Source organism: Chryseobacterium sp. RU33C, from assembly GCF_900156015.1.
In the GTDB taxonomy this organism is placed as follows: domain Bacteria; phylum Bacteroidota; class Bacteroidia; order Flavobacteriales; family Weeksellaceae; genus Chryseobacterium; species Chryseobacterium candidae.
The window spans coordinates 333918-352003 of the sequence record NZ_FTMT01000001.1; the positions used below are offsets into that span (position 1 = coordinate 333918).

An 18086-nucleotide genomic window follows, 5' to 3' on the forward strand; every position below is an offset into this window, starting at 1 on the left:
TAGGGAAAAAATAGGAATTTATTAAGGTTTCATATCGTACATTAAAAGAGCTGTAATTAATTTTGGCTCAATAAATGTACATTTTGGAGGCATGCTTAATTTCAGGTCTGAAATTTTAATCATATCATTAAAACTTACAGGATAAATTCCGAAACCAACCTTACCTTCACCATTGTCTACTTTTTCTTTTAAAAGATTGATTCCATTAATGTTTGACGTTCCTTTTACGTAAGAGATGAGTTCAGAGCTGTCCGGATCTTCAATTTTCAGAATATTTTTGAAAATATACTTATCTAAAAGATGGTGATCCAGATTGTCCAGAGACATTTCTTTGGAACGAAGATCGTGCTTCACGTGAAGAGAATAGAACTTCCCATCCATATACATTGAAATATGGAATTTTTGAGAAGGGTAGTATGATGCTTCTCCTTTTTCGTGAATCAGGAAATATTTCTCAAGTTCTTTCAGGAAATCTGCCGGAGAAATACCATTCAGATCATGTAAGATTCTGTTGTAATCATGAATCTTTATCGACTGGTTGGAAACAATGAAACTATATACAAAGTTGTAAAGCTCTGTACCATTATGTTTTTTGTTTTTCTCCTTATGATGTTTGGCATTCATTGCTGTAGAACCAATTCTATGGTGTCCGTCAGCAATATAAAATGAATCAATCTGATCAATAACTTCTTTAAACTGCTGTAGCTTCAGACGATTGTCTATTCTCCAGATTTTATGTCTGATCCCCATAGAATCCACATGATTGAAGATAGGAACATTTTTTTCCTCATGGTTCATCAGCAATTCAATTTTTGAATTGGCAGGGTAGGTAAGAAGTACAGGTTCTGCCTGCAGGTTTACTTTTTCAAGGTAGTGAGCCAGTTTTTCCTTTTTCTGAGGGATGGTACTTTCATGTCTTTTGATTTTTCCATTCCAGAAATCTTCAATACTTGCCAACCCCAGAAGTCCTCTGAACATCTGTTTGTTGGGGTAGATCTGCTCATAAAGATAGTAAGACGAATTGTCCTGGACCAATTTCTTTTCTTCCAGAAGTTCTTCAAAGGTAGAACGGATCTTTCGAAGGTTTCGGTCAATATCTTTGGATTTACTTACAACATAAGGTTTAATCATATTGATGTAAGTATTTTCAACTTGAGCCTTCTCTGCGATCTCTTCCTGGGTGAAATTATCCAGTGGATGGGTAGGGAAAGTACTCTCAAAGTCTCTATGAGGTCTTATTCCACGGAAAGGTTTAAAAACAGGCATATTTATCTTATAGTTTCTTTTTGTAGCTTAATAATTTGTTCTGCAAGTTCGATACCGATTTTCTCTTGCGCATCTACTGTATTGCCTCCTACATGAGGTGAAAGTGATAATGCAGGGTTCATCAGCAGCGGTAGTTCAGGGTTCGGTTCATTTTCAAAAACATCCAATGCTGCTCCTGCTACTTTTCCTGATTCGATATAATCGATAAGGGTCACTTCATTGATGACACCTCCTCTTGCAGTATTTACAATATAGACACCATCTTTCATTGTTTCAAACTGAGGGGTATCTATAATATACTCATTCGTTTTCGGCGTATTGATACTGATGAAATCCGCCTCTTTAAGGAATGCATCCATATCATTGGTGGAGGTGATTTCAAAGTTCACAGACTGTCCGTCGAAGAAGTTCAGCGTAAGAACTTCTGTTTTCGGGCTTCTGGTCAGAACGGTTACTTTCATTCCCAAAGCAATTCCTATTTTTACAACTTCCTGGCCAATACTTCCAAAACCGATAACTCCTAATGTTTTTCCTGAAAGTTCATAGGCATTGCTGAATGACTTTTTCATGGCGTTGAAGTGAGTTTCTCCTTCCAGAGGCATCAGTCTGTTAGATTCGTGAAGGAATCTCGCCAGTGAAATAAAGTGGCCAAAAACCAGTTCTGCCACTGATTTTGAAGATGCTGTAGGCGTATTGATTACTTTGATACCTTTACTTTTGGCATATTCTACATCAATATTATCCATTCCGATACCGCCTCTTCCGATAATTTTAAGGCCGGGACACGCATCCATCAGATCCTGTCTTACTTTCGTTACACTTCTTACCAGAAGAACATCCACATTATTATCGTTGATAAAATTAATAACGTGATCCTGAGCCACTCTATTGTCGAGAATTTCAATTCCTGCCTCTTTTAGAGTATTTTCTCCTGCTTTTGAAATTCCGTCGTTTGCTAAAACTTTCATGAGTATTTTATTGATGTTAGATTGAAGATGTCAGAAGTTAGATTTTGAGGTCTGTTATCCGACATCTTTTGTCTGATATCCTTTTATTTTTCGGTCGCCTAATATAAGCTATTTTATTGACTTCATTACATCCACCAAAACCTGTACGCTTTCGATAGGTAAAGCATTGTATAAACTAGCTCTGTATCCGCCCAGGCTTCTGTGTCCGTTCAATCCGCTGATCCCGGCTGCTTTCCATGCGTTGTCAAATTCCTCTTTCCTGCTTTCGTCTGTAATTTTGAAAGAAACATTCATGAGTGAACGGTCTTCTTTTACGCAGAAAGTTTCGAAAAACGGGTTGCTGTCAATCTCGTTATATAAAAGTTGTGCTTTAGCTTCATTTCTTTGTTCCGCAGCAGCAATTCCTCCATTTCTTTCAAGATATTGAAGGGTAAGTAAAGAAGCATATACAGGGAATACCGGTGGAGTATTGTACATAGATTCTTTAGCAATGTGCTGGGAATAATCCAGAATAGAAAACATATTTTCTCTTCCTGTTTTACCAAGAATTTCTTTTTTGATAACTACAAGAGTAACTCCTGCAGGCCCCATGTTTTTTTGAGCACCGGCGTAGATCAGGTCAAACTTGGAAAAATCCAGCTGTCTTGAGAAAATATCAGAACTCATATCGCATACCATCAGGGTATCCACTTCAGGGAAAGATTTCATTTGAGTTCCGTAGATGGTATTGTTGGAGGTACAGTGGAAATAATCATATTCTGCACCTACCGTATAGTCTTTAGGAATAAAAGAATAGTTTTCTTCTTTTGAAGAACCTACCACATCTACTGTTCCTACTTTTTTTGCTTCTTTGATGGCTCCGGCTGCCCATGTTCCCGTATCCAGGTAAGCTGCTTTTCCGCCTACTTTCATCAGGTTGTAAGGAACCATTGCAAACTGAAGGCTGGCACCACCCCCTAAATAAAGTACTTCATAATCATCACCAAGATTCATCAATCTTTTTACAATGGCACGCGCTTCGTCCATTACCGCAACGAAATCCTTGCTTCTGTGAGAAATTTCAAGAAGAGACAATCCGATATCGTTAAAATCCAGGATAGCCTTTGCTGATTTTTCAAATACCTCTTGTGGTAAAATACATGGTCCTGCGCTGAAGTTGTGCTTTTTGTTCATATTTTATTTTTTTTGATGCTTCAGGGTTTTAAATCCCCTTTGCTTTATTTTGATTTATTGGATTTTGGGTCAAAAAAACCGCCTCACGGAAATGAGACGGAATTTTTTATTCGCCGTGTAAGAATGCTTTTTTATTAAGAAGAGCTTCTTCAGATTCTACGTGATCCTCATCAGGCACACAGCAGTCTACAGGACATACCGCTGCACACTGAGGCTCTTCGTGGAATCCTTTACATTCTGTACATTTATCTGTTACAATGAAGTATACATCATCACTTACGGGTTCCTGTGGTGAATTGGCGTCTACAGTAAGTCCGGACGGCAGAGTAATTGTACCTTGAAGAGCCGTACCGTCAGAAGCTTTCCAATCTACAGCTCCTTCATATATTGCATTGTTTGGGCATTCTGGTTCACAAGCCCCGCAGTTAATGCATTCATCAGTTATTTTAATAGCCATCGCTAATTTTTTTTAAATTTGCACAAAATTACAAAATTTTACCCAATTTTAAAGTAATTATGAATACCGAAAATCAAGTTTTAGGACTTATTAAATTAAGTGATTATATAAAAGCGTTTTTAGCGAAAAAACCGGAAGATCACAATGAAGATGATTCTGATATTGAATTATTGTTAAAAAGATCAGAAATAGAGAATCCGTGGTTTACCATTGATAATCAGAAATTTGCTTTACAGCAATGGACAGATCTTCTCACTGGAGAAAACATTAAGAACTGGCTTGGAAATTATTCAATATCAAAAATTTCAAAAAGAGTTGGACTTATTCTGGCGGGAAATATTCCTTTGGTTGGTTTTCATGACGTGCTTTCTGTTATCTTGAGCAATCATATCCCTGTCATTAAATTATCTTCAAAGGATAAGTATATGATTCCGTTTTTATTAAAGAAGTGGAATGAGCTTTCCAATGGAAATGTAGCTTTTGAATTTGTTGAAAAATTGGAGAATTTTGATGCAGTTATTGCTACGGGAAGTAATAATACAGCGAGATATCTGGAATATTATTTCAAGAATCATTTAAGTATTATCCGTAAAAACAGAACCTCTGTTGCGGTTTTGAAAGGTGATGAAACGGATGAGGAACTGCAGCTTCTGGCGAAAGATATTTTCCAGTATTTTGGATTAGGATGCAGAAATGTGACGAGAATTTTCATTCCGCAGGATTTTGTGATAGACAGATTGTTTGAAAATTTCTTAGGATACCAGGATATTATCAACCATAATAAATATGCCAACAATTATGATTATAACAGAGCGGTTTATCTTTTAAATCAGGATAAGTTCTGGGATAACAATTTTGTCATGCTGAAAGAGGATGATAAGCTGTTCAGTCCGCTTTCTGTAATCAATTTCAGCAGATATGAATCATTAGATGATGTGAAAAACTTTATTGCAGAAAATGAAGAAAATATTCAGTGTGTAGTGGCAAAAGAGGAATTGAAAATGAATGCCATTCCTTTTGGTGAAGCACAAAATCCGGGACTTGATACGTATGCAGATAATGTAGATACAATGAAATTTTTAGAACTGGTCTGATTTTCGTATCTTCCATCACTTATTTCACCAGAACAAAATGAATACTATGAAAAAATTATTGCTGGGACTTGCTCTTGTGGGCGGGCAGTTGATTTTTGCACAGAAAGTCGCCGGAGCAAAGGTTGAAAACGGACCCAAAAAAGAGCAGCAGGCTAGTATCAGTAAGGAAAATATCAGTTTGTATAATGATAACTTTCTTAAGTTTATTGATGCTTTACAGGCATCTGACCGAAAGACTATTGATGGGCTGCTTTCTGAGAAAGTGAAGGAAATTGTGACGGATAATGTTCTTAAAAAAGTTAAAGATGGCATTGATCCCAATAAAAAGCTTGAAATCTTAAAGGCAGGATATTATAAAACGATGGATGGTTTGAATCATCCAAGTATTAAATATAAATATTCAGGAGAATCTTCTTCGAAAGAAGCTATAACGGCTGTATTTGAAGATGATGGAAAGATTTTGGGTGTATTGCCGGCAAAATAAACTTATTTTCGATTAAATAAAAAAATATTAACTATGATGACAGATGTTTTAGTCGCTCATTCTTCGGATGTGGAGAAAGCGAATTTTTACAAGAAGACGTATCTGCATGTTGCATTATCGATTCTTGCATTTATTGGAGTTGAAACCATATTATTAAAAACTGTTCCGAAAGAAGTCATTTTCATGATGTTCGAACAAAAATATATCTGGTTACTAATTATCGGGGTTTTCTGGCTGGCTTCTGTTTTAGCCTCCAAATGGTCTCTTTCACAAAGTAAATCTACCCAATATATGGGATTAGGATTTTACATTTTACTAGAGGCAATTATTTTCATGCCACTGCTTTTTATTGCGACTAATATTGAAGGAGGAGCTAATCTAATTTTCCAGGCTGCTACTTTAACGATTGCAATGTTTGCAGGTATTTCTGCAGTAGCATTCACTTCTAAAAGAGATTTTTCTTTTTTAAGAAATATCATTGTAATCGGTGGATTTATTTCTATCGGACTTATTGTAGGAGGGATGATCTTCGGTTTTAACCTTGGATTGTGGTTCTCTGTTGGAATGGTAATTTTGGCTTCAGCTACTATTTTATATCAGACAAGTAAATTGAAAGATTCTTATGGAACGAACCAATATGTAGGAGCGGCATTACAGCTTTTTGCTTCCATTATGCTTTTATTCTGGTATATTCTAAGTATTCTGATGAACAGAAGAAACTAATAGGAGCTGTCTCTTATCTTTTAAAATTATAGTCCTGGTGATATTTTCACCAGGATTTTAATTGGTTATTCTTTTGAAATTTTCATGCAACTTCCAGCGTCATGTGACTGGTTAAGGTCTTCTGAAGTACATTTTACAGTTGTAAATAAAGATTCTAAAGAATAGAAAAAAGTATAGTAATGAGGAAAACCTCAGGTATTGTATATTGTGTTTTTTATCATCTATTGATTAGGAAAAATCGCAGGATCTTATTTGTCGATTGATCCTAAAACCTTTTGTGCAAATGAGTTCAAAGCATCTTTCTCGCTCATTCCGTTCTGTACGTTGGCGTGAACTTCCAAAGCTCCGCAGATGTTGGTAATCAACTCTCCTGCAACATTCAGATCTTCTTCACTTGTTCCTCTGAACTCGCAGAAACTTTCCAGTACTTCTAATGTTTTTTCAAGGTTTTCAGGAGTCTGATTCTGATAAAACTGTCTGATTACGGGTAATTTCATTATGCTAATTCGTTAAATAGGTTAATTAAACTTTCTGCCTGGTTAGATTGAACCTGATTAACCAGTTCTCCGTTTTTAAAGATGGCGAAAGTAGGTAAGTTATCTACTTTTGCTAATTTTCTGCTTTCAGGAAGCTTTTCAGCATCTACATACAAAAATGGAATAGAATCATTTTCAGAAGCTAATTTTTTGAATTTCGGCTTCATTATTCTGCAGTTTCCACACCATGTTGCGCCATATTGAACAACTACTTTTTCGTTGTCATTAACTATATTCTGTAATGTATCTTCGGTTAATTCTGTGTACATAAGTTTATTTTTTAAAAAATAAACAATGTAACAATCTAAAAAATTGACCAATCTAACAATTCAAGAAATGACTTTTCAAATTGTTATACTGTTAGATTGTTACATTGTTATATTTAAATTAAGATATTAATTTTTTGCTAAGTATTCTGCAGTAGAAGTTCTGTCTGCTTTCATAGCATCTTTTCCTTCTTCCCAGTTTGCAGGACATACTTCACCGTGCTTTTGTACATGAGTGTAAGCGTCAATTAATCTTAAGAATTCTTTTACGTTTCTTCCCAGAGGCATATCGTTTACCGCTTCGTGGAAAATTTTTCCAGTTTCGTCGATAAGGTAAGTTGCTCTGTACGTTACGTTAGAACCTGTGAAAACTTCGTTTCCATCTTCATCATATTCAAAATCCTGATCAACAATTCCTAATGTGTTAGCCAATTGTCTGTGAGTATCAGCTAAAAGCGGGTAAGTTACTCCTTCAATCCCTCCGTTATCTTTTGGTGTGTTCAACCAAGCGAAGTGTACTTCGTTAGTATCACAAGATGCACCGATTACTTTAGTGTTTCTTTTTTCAAACTCACCTAAAGCCTCCTGAAAAGCGTGAAGCTCAGTAGGGCATACGAAAGTGAAATCTTTAGGGTACCAGAATAAAAGAACTTTTTGCTGGTTGTTTACTGCTTCATCAAGGATGTTGATTCTTAAATCGTCACCCATCTCAGACATTGCGTCAATTGTTAAGTTTGGGAATTTTTTTCCTACTAAAGACATAATTTTTCTGTTTTTATATTTAAATTTCTTGTGCAAATATACAAAAGATTCATCTATCGAACAAGCTGAAATCGATAAATAAAATCTATAATTGTTTTTGGTATACTGTTAAATAAAAAAGCCCTGTTTATAAGGGCTTTTTGTTTATTTTAATAACCAAATATTTCAGTTAAATTAAGTTTTTTTACTTCACCTAATTTCTTCATATCTTCCTCGTTCACTTTGTCTTGGGAAGCGACAATACAATATGTGTAATTCTTATTTTTCATTTCCTTGTCGTGGAAAGAATTGATGTCTGTAAAAGACAATTTTGGTGCCTGTTCATAGACATTCTTTCTCATATCAAAGTTGTTTCCAAGCTTTTGAGATTTCAGATAAGAGAAAATAATTCCGTCCTGTGTGATTCTTTCAGAAGCAATAGATTTTTTCAATCCGCTTTTCGCGGTTTCAAATAACTGTTCAGATTTCGGAAGGGTAGTCAAAAGCTCATTCATAGCCGTTGTAGACTCATTGAATTTATCTGCCTGTGTTCCTACATAAGCCATTACCATATCCTTATCTGTTTTCTTGCTAGGAAGTGCAAAATAGGAATACGTAGAATAAGCCAGTGCTTTTGATTCTCTGATCGTTTGGAAAACAATAGATCCCATGCCGCCTCCGAAATAGTTGTTGAATAAACTTACTGTTGGAGTCGTAGAAGGATTATACTGGTCAGAATTTCTTACCCAGAACACTTCAGCCTGTACCATATCATAATGAGCAAATAATACTTTGTTCTTATCAGTTGGAATCTGAGCGAAAGTTTTAGACTTAGGGAGATCTTTTAAACTTGCAGGAAGTTTGTGGACAGGTTTCAAAGATGCTACCACTTCATTTCCTGATTTTGGTCCGTAATACAATACTTTATGCTTGAAATTAAAAAGATCATGAAGAACATTGATCAGATCTTCTGCTTTTAAAGCATCAAGTTCAGCATCGCTCAGTACATTGTTGAAAGGATTCTGTGCACCATATTGAGCGTAGCTTCTCAATCCGGCCATAATGGTTCCTTTATTTTGCTTAGCGTTGGCTCTGGCCTTCTTCAGCCTTGTTTTGTAAGCATCCAGAGCTCCCTGGTCTGCCTGACAGTTTTTAATCAGATCTTCAAATAAAGCAATTGTTTTATCGAAGTTTTCATTTAAGCCTTCCAGAGATACATACGTTTCTTCATTTCCGGCTCCTACATTGAAACTTGAAGCAAGTTTGTAAAATTCTTTACTGATTACCTCGGAAGATTTGTCTTTAGTTCCTAAGTACTGAAGATATTCAGCTGCCAATGGAAGAATTTTGTTGTTCCATTTTCCTGAATCAAAGTGGTAATACATTCTGAACAAAGCGTTGTCTGTGTTTTTTACAGAAAGTACATCCACATCAGCTAATTTATTTTTGGCAATGTCTTTGTCATAGTTCAACCATACCGGAGCGATAGGATTTTCAGGCATCTCGTCAATCTTCTTAAGGAAAGGAGACTGGTCTTCTCTGTTAACAGAAACCGGAGTAATTGTTGGTTTATCAACTTTTACAATGCTCTTGTCTTCTCCTTTTCTTTTGTAAACAGCAACGTAGTTATTGTTCTGAAGATATTTGGATACGAAATCCATGATATCTTTCTTGGTAAGTTTTGAAATTTCGTCAACATATTCCAACGATGCTTTGTGGTCAACATCCGAAGTAAATTCATCCATCAGAATACTTGCTCTTGACGAATATTTTTCATCTTTCTGAATAATACCTTTCTTTTCGTTGTTAACAATAGATTGAATCAGATCATCAGAAAACTCTCCTTTTCTTAACTTATCCACTTCCTGAAGAAGAAGATTCTTTACTTCATCCAGAGACTGTCCTTCGGTCGGTTTTCCTTGTAAAAGTAAAACGGAATAATCTTTTAACGCATAAGATCCGGCGTAAGCACCCAGTAATTTCTGTTTTTTTACCAGATCAAGATCAATTAATCCTGCTTGTCCGTTGGTAAGCATATTTCCGACAAGATTCAGCATTCTTGCATCTTTGGTAGAAGCTCCCGGAAATCTGAACCCAAGCATTACGTTTTCAGGATTCGGTCCCACCACTTCTTTTACAATCGGAGCAGTAATCGGTTTTTCCTGTCCCACTTTATATTCAGGAATGGCTTTAGGCTTCATATAAGAGAAAGCCTTATCAATCTTTGCAATTACTTCATCCGGATTAAAATCTCCGGACATAATGATTCCCATGTTATTAGGGACATAATAATTGTTATAATATTCTCTGATAGCATGTAGAGAAGGGTTTTTCAGGTGTTCAATCGTTCCGATGGTGGTTTGCTTACCATAATTGTTGTTAGGGAAAAGATTGGCGAACATGGTGTCGAAAACCTTATCTCCGTCATCATCAAGTGATCTGTTTTTTTCTTCATATACAGCTTCAAGTTCCGTGTGGAAGAGCCTTAAAACCGGTTCTCTGAATCTTTCAGCCTGTACAGCAAGGAATTTGTCAAGAACATTTGCAGGCACATCTTCTGTGTACACTGTCTGTTCAAAAGAAGTGAAGGCGTTAGTTCCATCAGCTCCCATCCCGGCCATCATTTTATCATATTCATTTGCGATTGCAAATTTTGCTGCCTCTCCGGAAACTCTGTCAATTTCTTTATAGATTTCTTTTCTTTTAGCCTCATCCTTGGTCTGATTGTACTTTTCGTAAAGAGCATCAATCTGATCCAGCAGAGGTTTTTCTTTTGCCCAGTCTTTAGATCCGAACTGGTTTGTTCCTTTAAAAAGCATATGCTCCAGATAATGGGCAAGACCAGTATGATCTGCAGGATCGGTTTTACTTCCCGCTTTTGTTGCGATATACGTTTGGATTCTCGGATCCTTATTGGTAGGGCTTAAAATAACCGTTAGTCCGTTTTTCAAAGTGTAGTACCTTGCAGAAGTAGGGTCATTGGTTACGTATTTGTACTTGTAGCCATTGGAAGTAGCTTCTTTCCACTGAAAATCCTGGCCAAAAGCATACCCTGCAAAACTTGCAGCGGCAATACTTGTAACGATGGTTAGTTTTTTTAACAGATTCATTGCTGTCGTGTTTATTTTGGATTATTAATTTGTTAATTGAATTTTTCCAATAAGTCTTTAATTCGTTTCATTGCTTCTCTTAAATCTTCTTCAGAGGCGGCATAAGAGAATCTGATGCATTCCGGGCTTCCGAAAGAGAATCCGCCTACACACCCAACGTGAGCATTTTCCAGAAGGAACATGGCAAAGTCGTCAGAGTCTTTAATTTCTGTTCCATCAAGGGTTTTTCCGATGTAGTACGAAATATCCGGGAAGAAATAGAAAGCTGCCTTTGGAAGCACTACTTTGAATCCTGGGATTTCTTTGATCAGTTCATAGACAAGATCTCTTCTTTTTTTGAAAGCATCAATCATATATCTGTATTCGGAAGGATCTGTTTTCAATGCAACGATAGAAGCTCTCTGTGCTACTGTATTAGCCCCGCTGGTCATCTGCCCCTGAACTTTTTCACAAGCTTTTGCCAGCCATTCAGGACATGCAGAATACCCAATTCTCCATCCGGTCATAGCAAATGCTTTTGACATTCCGTTGATTACGGCCGTTTGTTCATAGACTTCAGGAAACTGGGCAATTGAAGTGGTATTCGTTTCATAATTGATGTATTCATAAATTTCGTCAGAAATTATCGTTATCTGAGGATATTTGGCAATTACTTTGGCGATAGATTTTAATTCGTCATAAGTATAATATCCTCCTGACGGATTGCACGGTGAGCTGAAAAGTATTGCTTTGGTCTTCTCTGTAATAGCTTCTTCAATTTGTTCTGCTGTCACTTTGAAATCGGTAACATAAGATGTAGAAAGCATTACAGAAGTTCCACCCATCATTTTTACCATTTCATCATAGCTTACCCAGTAAGGTGCAGGAAGAAGAACTTCATCACCATCATTGATAATAGCTGCCAGAACATTGATAATTGCCTGTTTAGCTCCATTGGAAACACAGATCTGGGTAGATTTGTATTCCAGGTTATTATCTCTTTTTAATTTATATGCAATAGCCTCACGCAGTTCCGGAAATCCTGGAACAGGAGAGTAGTGGCTGTAATTTTGATTGATGGCATCGAATGCTGCCTGTTTGATATTGTCCGGAACATCGAAATCCGGTTCACCAAGAGTTAAGCTGATCACATCTATTCCGCTTGCTTTCATTTCTCTGGCTTTGTTAGACATTACAAATGTCTGGGAGTATCCTAATCTTTTTACTCTATCTGAAAGTTTATCCATTGTATTTTTTTGAATTTGAACAAATATATAATAAAAACGTGGTGTGGAGGTAATAAAAATAAGGGTGTTTTAAAGATTTTTATCAGTTTTTTGTCAAATCATATATTGGATTATAAAAATGTTTTATTTTGAAGTAAGAGATTGAATTTAATACTATTTTAGCTCAAAAAACGTAATTCAAAATAAATTATTGTAGGGAATAATTTTGCAGCTTAGCGTTTGTATCTTTAAACAATCTAACATCAGTTCTATGAAATATTCTGTTTTTTTATTGCTCATTTCATGTTCTTTTTTCTCTCAAAAACATTCAAAAGATGATGAAGTGAAAAAATATGTGAGTCAGGTGAATCAAGATTCTCTAAAATCTTATATCCGGAAAATGGTAAGTTTTGGAACAAGGCATACGTTAAGCTCTACAAATGATCCTGAACAGGGAATAGGAGCGGCCAGAAAATGGGTGATCGGAAAATTCAACGATTATGCTAAAAATTCCGGTGGCAGAATGGAAGTATATCTTCAGCAGGAAGATATTCAGCCTGATGGAAAACGAATAGACAACGTAGTAAATCTTGGAAATGCTGTTGCTTTTCTGAAAGGAACAGATCCGAACGACAAAAGGATTTTTCTCATCGGAGGACATCTGGATTCAAGAGTGAGCGATGTGATGAACAGAACTTCCTCTGCGCCTGGTGCCAATGATGACGGAAGTGGAGTAAGTGCTGTGATAGAATCTGCAAGAATACTGAGTACATCTTCATTTCCGGCATCTATTATTTTTGTGGCTTTTTCCGGAGAAGAGCAATCGTTATTGGGATCTAAGCAGCTGGCAGAAAAAATGAAAAAAGAAAATTTACAGCTGGAAGCGGTTCTGAACAATGATATGATCGGTAATCCCAAAGAAGGAGAAACCGGAGAGGTCAATACCCGGATTCTTCGTGTATTCAGTGAAGGGCTGCCTTACAAAGACCTCGATAAAAAAGCAATGACAATCAGGAATCTGGGATTTGAAAACGACAGTGAATCCAGACAGCTGGCACGTTATATCAAAGAAATTACAGAACAATATGTCAAAGGATTGGAGATAAAGCTGATCTACAGAAATGACAGATTTTTGCGCGGAGGAGACCACACAAGTTTCGTGAATAACGGATTTCCTTCTGTAAGACTGACTGAATATTATGAAAACTACGACCATCAGCATCAGGATATAAGAACAGAAAACAATAAGCAGTATGGTGACCTTCCTGAATTTATAGATTTTAAATACCTGAAAAAGAATGTTGCAGCCAATATTGTAGTCCTTGCCAATCTTGCAAAATCTCCTTCAAAACCGGAGAAAGTTGAAATGGATGTGAAAGAGCTGACCAACTCAACAACTTTACATTGGGAAAAACCGAAATCCGGAATTCCGGCAGGATATTATGTGCTGGCAAGGGAAACGGACAGTGCGGTATGGCAGAAAAGAATATTTACAACAGGACTTTCTGTAAAGCTTCCGCTTTCAAAAGACAATTACATTTTTGCTGTACAGAGCGTGAGTCCGTCAGGAAACCTGAGTGTGCCTGTAATTCCGGGTATTGCAAAGTAATGGATTTTGATAAAAACCAGAATTTACAATTGCATCAGGAAAAGTAGATTTGAATACAAGAGAAATAAAACTTATTTTTGCGCTTTATAATAATTCACATGTCTGCATCGTTACTATTAAAATATTTCCCGGATCTTACTGAAAAACAGAAAGAGCAGTTCTCAAAACTGGAAAATCTGTACAATGAATGGAATGAAAAGATCAATGTAATTTCCAGAAAAGATATGGAATCGCTGTATGAAAAGCATATTCTGCACTCTTTGGGAATTGCAAAAGTGATGGAATTTGCACCGGGAACCAAAGTATTGGATATCGGAACCGGAGGCGGTTTTCCTGGGATTCCTCTGGCTATTCTGTTTCCTGAGGTAGAATTTACTCTGATTGATTCTATCGGTAAGAAAATCAGTGTAGTACAGGCTGTATCGGAAGGAGTAGGATTAACCAATGTAACGGCTATCCATGGAAGAGCAGAAAAGCTGAAAGAAAAATTCCATTTTGTTGTCAGCAGAGCGGTAACCCAAATGCCTGAATTTTTAAGATGGCTGAAAGGAAAGTTTGAAAAAGAACAGTTTAACCCTAAACATAACGGAATTTTATATTTAAAAGGAGGTGATCTTGCAGAAGAGCTTGCCGGACTTAAATGTGAAATTTTCAATCTCAAACACTATTTTGATGAAGAATTTTTTGATACCAAGAAAGTAGTTTATGTATCAAAAGGTAATTTTAATTCCTGATTTTTATGTAAATAAGGAATAATTTTTGCTAATATTTATTAATAATCAGAAAAGTAAAGGTTATGAAAAAACTTTTAAATATTGGATTTTCAGTATTCGTGTTGAGCGTGCTTCTGGTTTCGTGTAATGATGACGATTATCATACCATTGAATCTATTGATAAAATCAAAATAGACAGCGTAAAGATTGTTCATGATACCATGAGTGTTTTTTCGATACAAAGCATCAAAACGTATTCCACGTATCCGTCTCATTGTGAGGGTTTTTATGGATATGATTATATTTATAATACCAGTCTGGAAAGAACAGTTACTTCCTATAAATACATTACCGACGGACCTTGTACACAAGGCAAATATGTAGGAGTAAATCAGATTAACTTCAGCCCGCAAAGAAAAGGGACTTATACTTTTAAATTCTGGAGTGGAGGCAACAACTGGATTACCAAAACAATTGTAGTGGAATAATGAGATTGACTTTTGTATTATGTGTATTGGCTGTTCAGGCTGTATCCGGGCAGAAAATTTTCTGGGAGGAAGGCAGAAAGCTAACCTGGGATAACTTTAAAAGTCCGGTTAACAAGAAAAAGAATCCTGATGTGGCAGCATACACCCATTGTGGCTGGGAATTTTATTCTGTAAAATCTTCCGATCCCAAAGCACCGGTTACCATTACTATTAAGACGCTTTTTCACGAAGATAAATCATGGAAAGATGTCAAAAGAATGGATGATTATATTCTCCTCCATGAGCAGAAGCATTTTGATATTGCAGAATTATTTGTGAGAAAATTCCGAAAAGCAGTCGCTGAAAAAATTAAAAATTCCGGAGACTACAACAAATATTTCAAAGCAATTTATAACGGGATATCCGTTGATTATAAAAACTTTCAGATGGCGTATGACAGAGAAACCCGTCACGGACTCGATAAAGAAAAGCAAACCGAATATAATCATTCAATTTCTGAACAACTCGACAACTTAAAAAGCTACCAAACCCTTTGAAATTCCTCAATAAGATCATCCACGAACTGCTGGCACAAAACACTGACCTTTCTGCGTTTAATATTATTCTGCCCGGAAAACGTCCTATCGTTTTTATCAGACAGATCCTGGAAGAAAATAATTATTCAGGGTTTCTTCCCAACTTTTTTACGATTGAGGAACTCATCAACACAATTGCCGATCAACAGACGATTCAGGGGATTCCGCTGTGGCTTTTCTCTTTTGATGTGTACCGAAGCCTGAATCTTATTCCAAGAGATGATTTTTCAGATTTCCTGAAATGGTTTCCCACCTTACAGAAAGACTGGGATGATATTCTCAAATTTTCAGATAGCGATCAGGCAGTTCTGCAGTATATGTTTGATGAGGAAAGAATCAAAGAATGGGCGCAGGACCTTGGAGAAGATGATGATGTCCCGAGAAAGAAGTTTCTTAATTTCTGGCAGAATATGAACGTTTTTCTCCCTGTTTTAAAAGAAAAACTACAGGAGAAAAACTGGGCAACTACCGGAATGATTCACGAGGCGGCTAAAGCCAGGATTGTAGACTTTGCTAAAAATACCAAAGAAGAATTTGTCTTTTGTGGTTTCAATGCCTTTACTCCGGTAGAGGAAAAGCTTGTAAGAAGCCTTTTGCAGTGGAATAAAGCTCAGTGTTTCTTTCAGGCAGACCGCTATTACTTCAATGATGAAAGACAGGAGGCCGGAAAATTTCTCAGGAATCATAAAACCTGGAAAGAATTTGATGATGACAGAGCTTTTCAGTGGATAGAAGACGATTTTAATCAGCCTAAAAAAATTAAGGTGTACGAAGTGTCCGGAAATGTAACCCAGACCAAAGTATTACCTGAGATCTTTAAAGAGATCAATAATAAAACCTATTCCAATACGGCAGTGGTACTCCTTGATGAAAATCTTCTTCCTGCCAGTCTTGATGTGATGCATGATGTTGATAATTTGAATATTACAATGGGATTTCCGTTGAAAAATTTATCTTTCTCCAATGCCGTGAAACGCCTTTTCTACCTGCAGAAACAATTGGAGAAAAACAAACTGTCTTATTATTACAGAGATGTTTTCCCTATTCTGGAAGAACTGCCAAAATCTGTAGAAGATGAACAGATTATCAATGATTTTAAAGCTAAAATAGAAGAGAGAAATATTGTTTATATTTCCAGGAAACTTCTACATGAACTGCTGGGCGGCCTGTCTTACTACGGCCTTCTTCAAAAAGCAACAGGAACCAATGGTTATCTGGATATGCTTATTGGGTTCTGCCAGCAGGTAAAATGGCTTGAAATAGACGATATTCAGTATGAGAATGTCTCTCACTTTGAAAATGCATTCAGAATCATCAAAAACCAGCTGACTCCCTACAATATTGAGATCAAAATGGAAACGCTGGAAATTCTGATCAACCAGCATATCAACTCTGAAAGTATCGATTTTCAGGGAGAACCATTGAGAGGATTACAGATCATGGGATTACTGGAAACGCGTCTTTTGAACTTTGAAAACGTTATTCTGCTTTCTGTAAACGAAGGAAAACTTCCGCTTGGAAACTCTCAGAATACCTATATTCCTTTTGATATCCGAAGGTTCTTTGATCTTCATACTTTCCTGGAAAATGACAGCATTTATGCCTATCACTTTTACAGGCTGATTCAGGATGCGAAGAATGTACATTTGCTGTACAACGCATTAAGTTCAGGAGTAAATACCGGAGAAAAAAGCCGTTTCATTACACAGATAGAAATGGAAAGTTCTCATGACATTGAACATCTCATTATTGAAAATTCTTCGGAGCCTATTACTACCAAACCTATCGAAATTGCAAAGACACATATTGTGCAGCAGCGTCTTCAGAAATGGAAGGAAAAAGTATCAGCTTCCCACTTAACGAGTTATCTTTATAATCCGATCGATTTCTACCTTTCCAAGATTTTAAATACCTCGGAAACAGATGAAATTGAAGAAGAACTGTCGATAAAAAATTATGGAAATCTGGTCCATTATTCACTTCAAGAAGTATATGAGGTATTGAAGGGTAAGGTTTTAAAGGAAAGTGATTTAAAGAGTTCAGTTAAAGCAATAGATGAATATATAAATACTGCCATTGAAAAGCTGAAACACCAGCCGGAATTTTATGAAAAAGGGATGAACTATATCCATAAAGCCATTGCCAAAAAAGTAATTGAAAACATATTGAATCATGATCTTAAGCTGATAAAACAAGGCAATAAACTGGAGATTATTGATATCGAAAGAAGATTTGAAAATATAGATTTTCCTCTGGAAGGAAATGATAAGATTTCTTTCTTCGGATTCATTGACCGGATTGATAAACTGAACGGTACTCTAAGAATTATTGATTATAAAACAGCGAAGATTAAAAATCTCAATGTAAAGATTGATCAGGATAATGCAGATAAATATTTTCATAACAGCGAAAGAAAACAGGCCCTTCAGCTTTGTATTTATCATTACGTTGTTCAGCACCTTCCTGAGTTTTTGGGGTTCCCGATTGAAACAGGAATCTGGAGTTTTGCAGACGCTAAAAAGGGAATGGTTTCGTTACAGTTTGATAAAGGAAATATTGATGATGCCATGAAATCTGTCAAAAGTCTTATTCTTGAAATCCTGAATCCGGATATCAATTTTGTGGAAACCATAAAAACGTATTAAAAATAGCTGACATGCATTGGAAAACATGCCTGA

At 36.3% G+C, this 18086-nt stretch carries 17 protein-coding genes; 8 read left to right on the forward strand and 9 right to left on the reverse strand.

The annotated features are described in order from the left end of the window. Window positions 1-21: 21 nt before the first annotated feature. From BW946_RS01475 to BW946_RS01490, 4 genes are all read right to left on the reverse strand, one after another. A complete protein-coding gene (locus BW946_RS01475) occupies window positions 22-1266 on the reverse strand; it encodes a DUF1015 domain-containing protein (protein WP_076594470.1) in 1245 nt (414 codons plus the stop codon). 2 nt (window positions 1267-1268) lie between these two features. Continuing rightward, entirely contained in the window at window positions 1269-2234 is a 966-nt protein-coding gene (locus BW946_RS01480) for a D-2-hydroxyacid dehydrogenase (protein WP_076594471.1), read from the reverse strand. A gap of 108 nt (window positions 2235-2342) precedes the next feature. Continuing rightward, complete coding sequence (gene serC / locus BW946_RS01485) at window positions 2343-3407, reverse strand: 3-phosphoserine/phosphohydroxythreonine transaminase (RefSeq protein ID WP_076594472.1); 1065 nt, start codon at window positions 3405-3407, stop codon at window positions 2343-2345. Between the two features lie 106 nt (window positions 3408-3513). After that, window positions 3514-3864: a 4Fe-4S binding protein gene (locus BW946_RS01490; RefSeq protein ID WP_076594473.1), complete on the reverse strand. Its 351-nt coding sequence runs from the start codon at window positions 3862-3864 to the stop codon at window positions 3514-3516. 59 nt (window positions 3865-3923) lie between these two features. On the opposite strand from BW946_RS01490, the gene BW946_RS01495 reads away from it, so the two are divergent. Genes BW946_RS01495 through BW946_RS01505 form a run of 3 tightly spaced genes read left to right on the forward strand, consistent with a single transcriptional unit; the run spans window position 3924 to window position 6165 of the window. Continuing rightward, window positions 3924-4958 (forward strand): acyl-CoA reductase, encoded by a 1035-nt coding sequence (locus BW946_RS01495; RefSeq protein ID WP_076594474.1) that lies wholly within the window; start codon window positions 3924-3926, stop codon window positions 4956-4958. 46 nt (window positions 4959-5004) lie between these two features. After that, on the forward strand, window positions 5005-5442 hold the full coding sequence (locus BW946_RS01500) for a peptidylprolyl isomerase (RefSeq protein ID WP_228402409.1): 438 nt from the start codon (window positions 5005-5007) through the stop codon (window positions 5440-5442). Window positions 5443-5475: 33 nt separating this feature from the next. After that, window positions 5476-6165: a Bax inhibitor-1/YccA family protein gene (locus BW946_RS01505; protein ID WP_076594476.1), complete on the forward strand. Its 690-nt coding sequence runs from the start codon at window positions 5476-5478 to the stop codon at window positions 6163-6165. Between the two features lie 248 nt (window positions 6166-6413). On the opposite strand, the gene BW946_RS01510 is transcribed toward BW946_RS01505, so the two are convergent. The 5 genes from BW946_RS01510 to BW946_RS01530 form a co-directional block, all read right to left on the reverse strand. Continuing rightward, window positions 6414-6662, reverse strand: a complete 249-nt coding sequence (locus BW946_RS01510; protein ID WP_002980002.1) for a DUF6952 family protein — start codon at window positions 6660-6662, stop codon at window positions 6414-6416. Then, a complete protein-coding gene (locus BW946_RS01515; RefSeq protein ID WP_034698499.1) occupies window positions 6662-6970 on the reverse strand; it encodes a thioredoxin family protein in 309 nt (102 codons plus the stop codon). The genes BW946_RS01510 and BW946_RS01515 overlap by 1 nt, the downstream gene beginning before the upstream one ends. A 126-nt stretch (window positions 6971-7096) precedes the next feature. Beyond that, entirely contained in the window at window positions 7097-7729 is a 633-nt protein-coding gene (locus BW946_RS01520) for a peroxiredoxin (protein ID WP_034698496.1), read from the reverse strand. A 149-nt stretch (window positions 7730-7878) separates the two neighbouring features. Then, the gene (locus tag BW946_RS01525; RefSeq protein ID WP_076594477.1) at window positions 7879-10818 is read right to left on the reverse strand and encodes a M16 family metallopeptidase; all 2940 of its coding nucleotides are present in this window, start codon (window positions 10816-10818) and stop codon (window positions 7879-7881) included. Between the two features lie 32 nt (window positions 10819-10850). Beyond that, window positions 10851-12044 carry a pyridoxal phosphate-dependent aminotransferase gene (locus BW946_RS01530; protein ID WP_076594478.1) on the reverse strand — a complete coding sequence of 398 codons (1194 nt, stop codon included), beginning with the start codon at window positions 12042-12044 and terminating at the stop codon, window positions 10851-10853. 250 nt (window positions 12045-12294) lie between these two features. On the opposite strand from BW946_RS01530, the gene BW946_RS01535 reads away from it, so the two are divergent. The 5 genes from BW946_RS01535 (at window position 12295) to BW946_RS01555 (ending at window position 18053) form a co-directional block, all read left to right on the forward strand. Continuing rightward, window positions 12295-13632, forward strand: coding sequence for a M20/M25/M40 family metallo-hydrolase (locus tag BW946_RS01535; RefSeq protein WP_076594479.1), 1338 nt, complete (start codon window positions 12295-12297; stop codon window positions 13630-13632). Between the two features lie 98 nt (window positions 13633-13730). Beyond that, on the forward strand, window positions 13731-14366 hold the full coding sequence (gene rsmG, locus BW946_RS01540; protein ID WP_076594480.1) for a 16S rRNA (guanine(527)-N(7))-methyltransferase RsmG: 636 nt from the start codon (window positions 13731-13733) through the stop codon (window positions 14364-14366). A gap of 62 nt (window positions 14367-14428) precedes the next feature. Continuing rightward, on the forward strand, window positions 14429-14833 hold the full coding sequence (locus BW946_RS01545) for a hypothetical protein (RefSeq protein WP_076594481.1): 405 nt from the start codon (window positions 14429-14431) through the stop codon (window positions 14831-14833). Beyond that, on the forward strand, window positions 14833-15369 hold the full coding sequence (locus BW946_RS01550; protein WP_076594482.1) for a DUF922 domain-containing protein: 537 nt from the start codon (window positions 14833-14835) through the stop codon (window positions 15367-15369). The genes BW946_RS01545 and BW946_RS01550 overlap by 1 nt, the downstream gene beginning before the upstream one ends. Continuing rightward, window positions 15366-18053: a PD-(D/E)XK nuclease family protein gene (locus BW946_RS01555; RefSeq protein WP_076594483.1), complete on the forward strand. Its 2688-nt coding sequence runs from the start codon at window positions 15366-15368 to the stop codon at window positions 18051-18053. The genes BW946_RS01550 and BW946_RS01555 overlap by 4 nt, the downstream gene beginning before the upstream one ends. Window positions 18054-18086 lie beyond the last annotated feature (33 nt).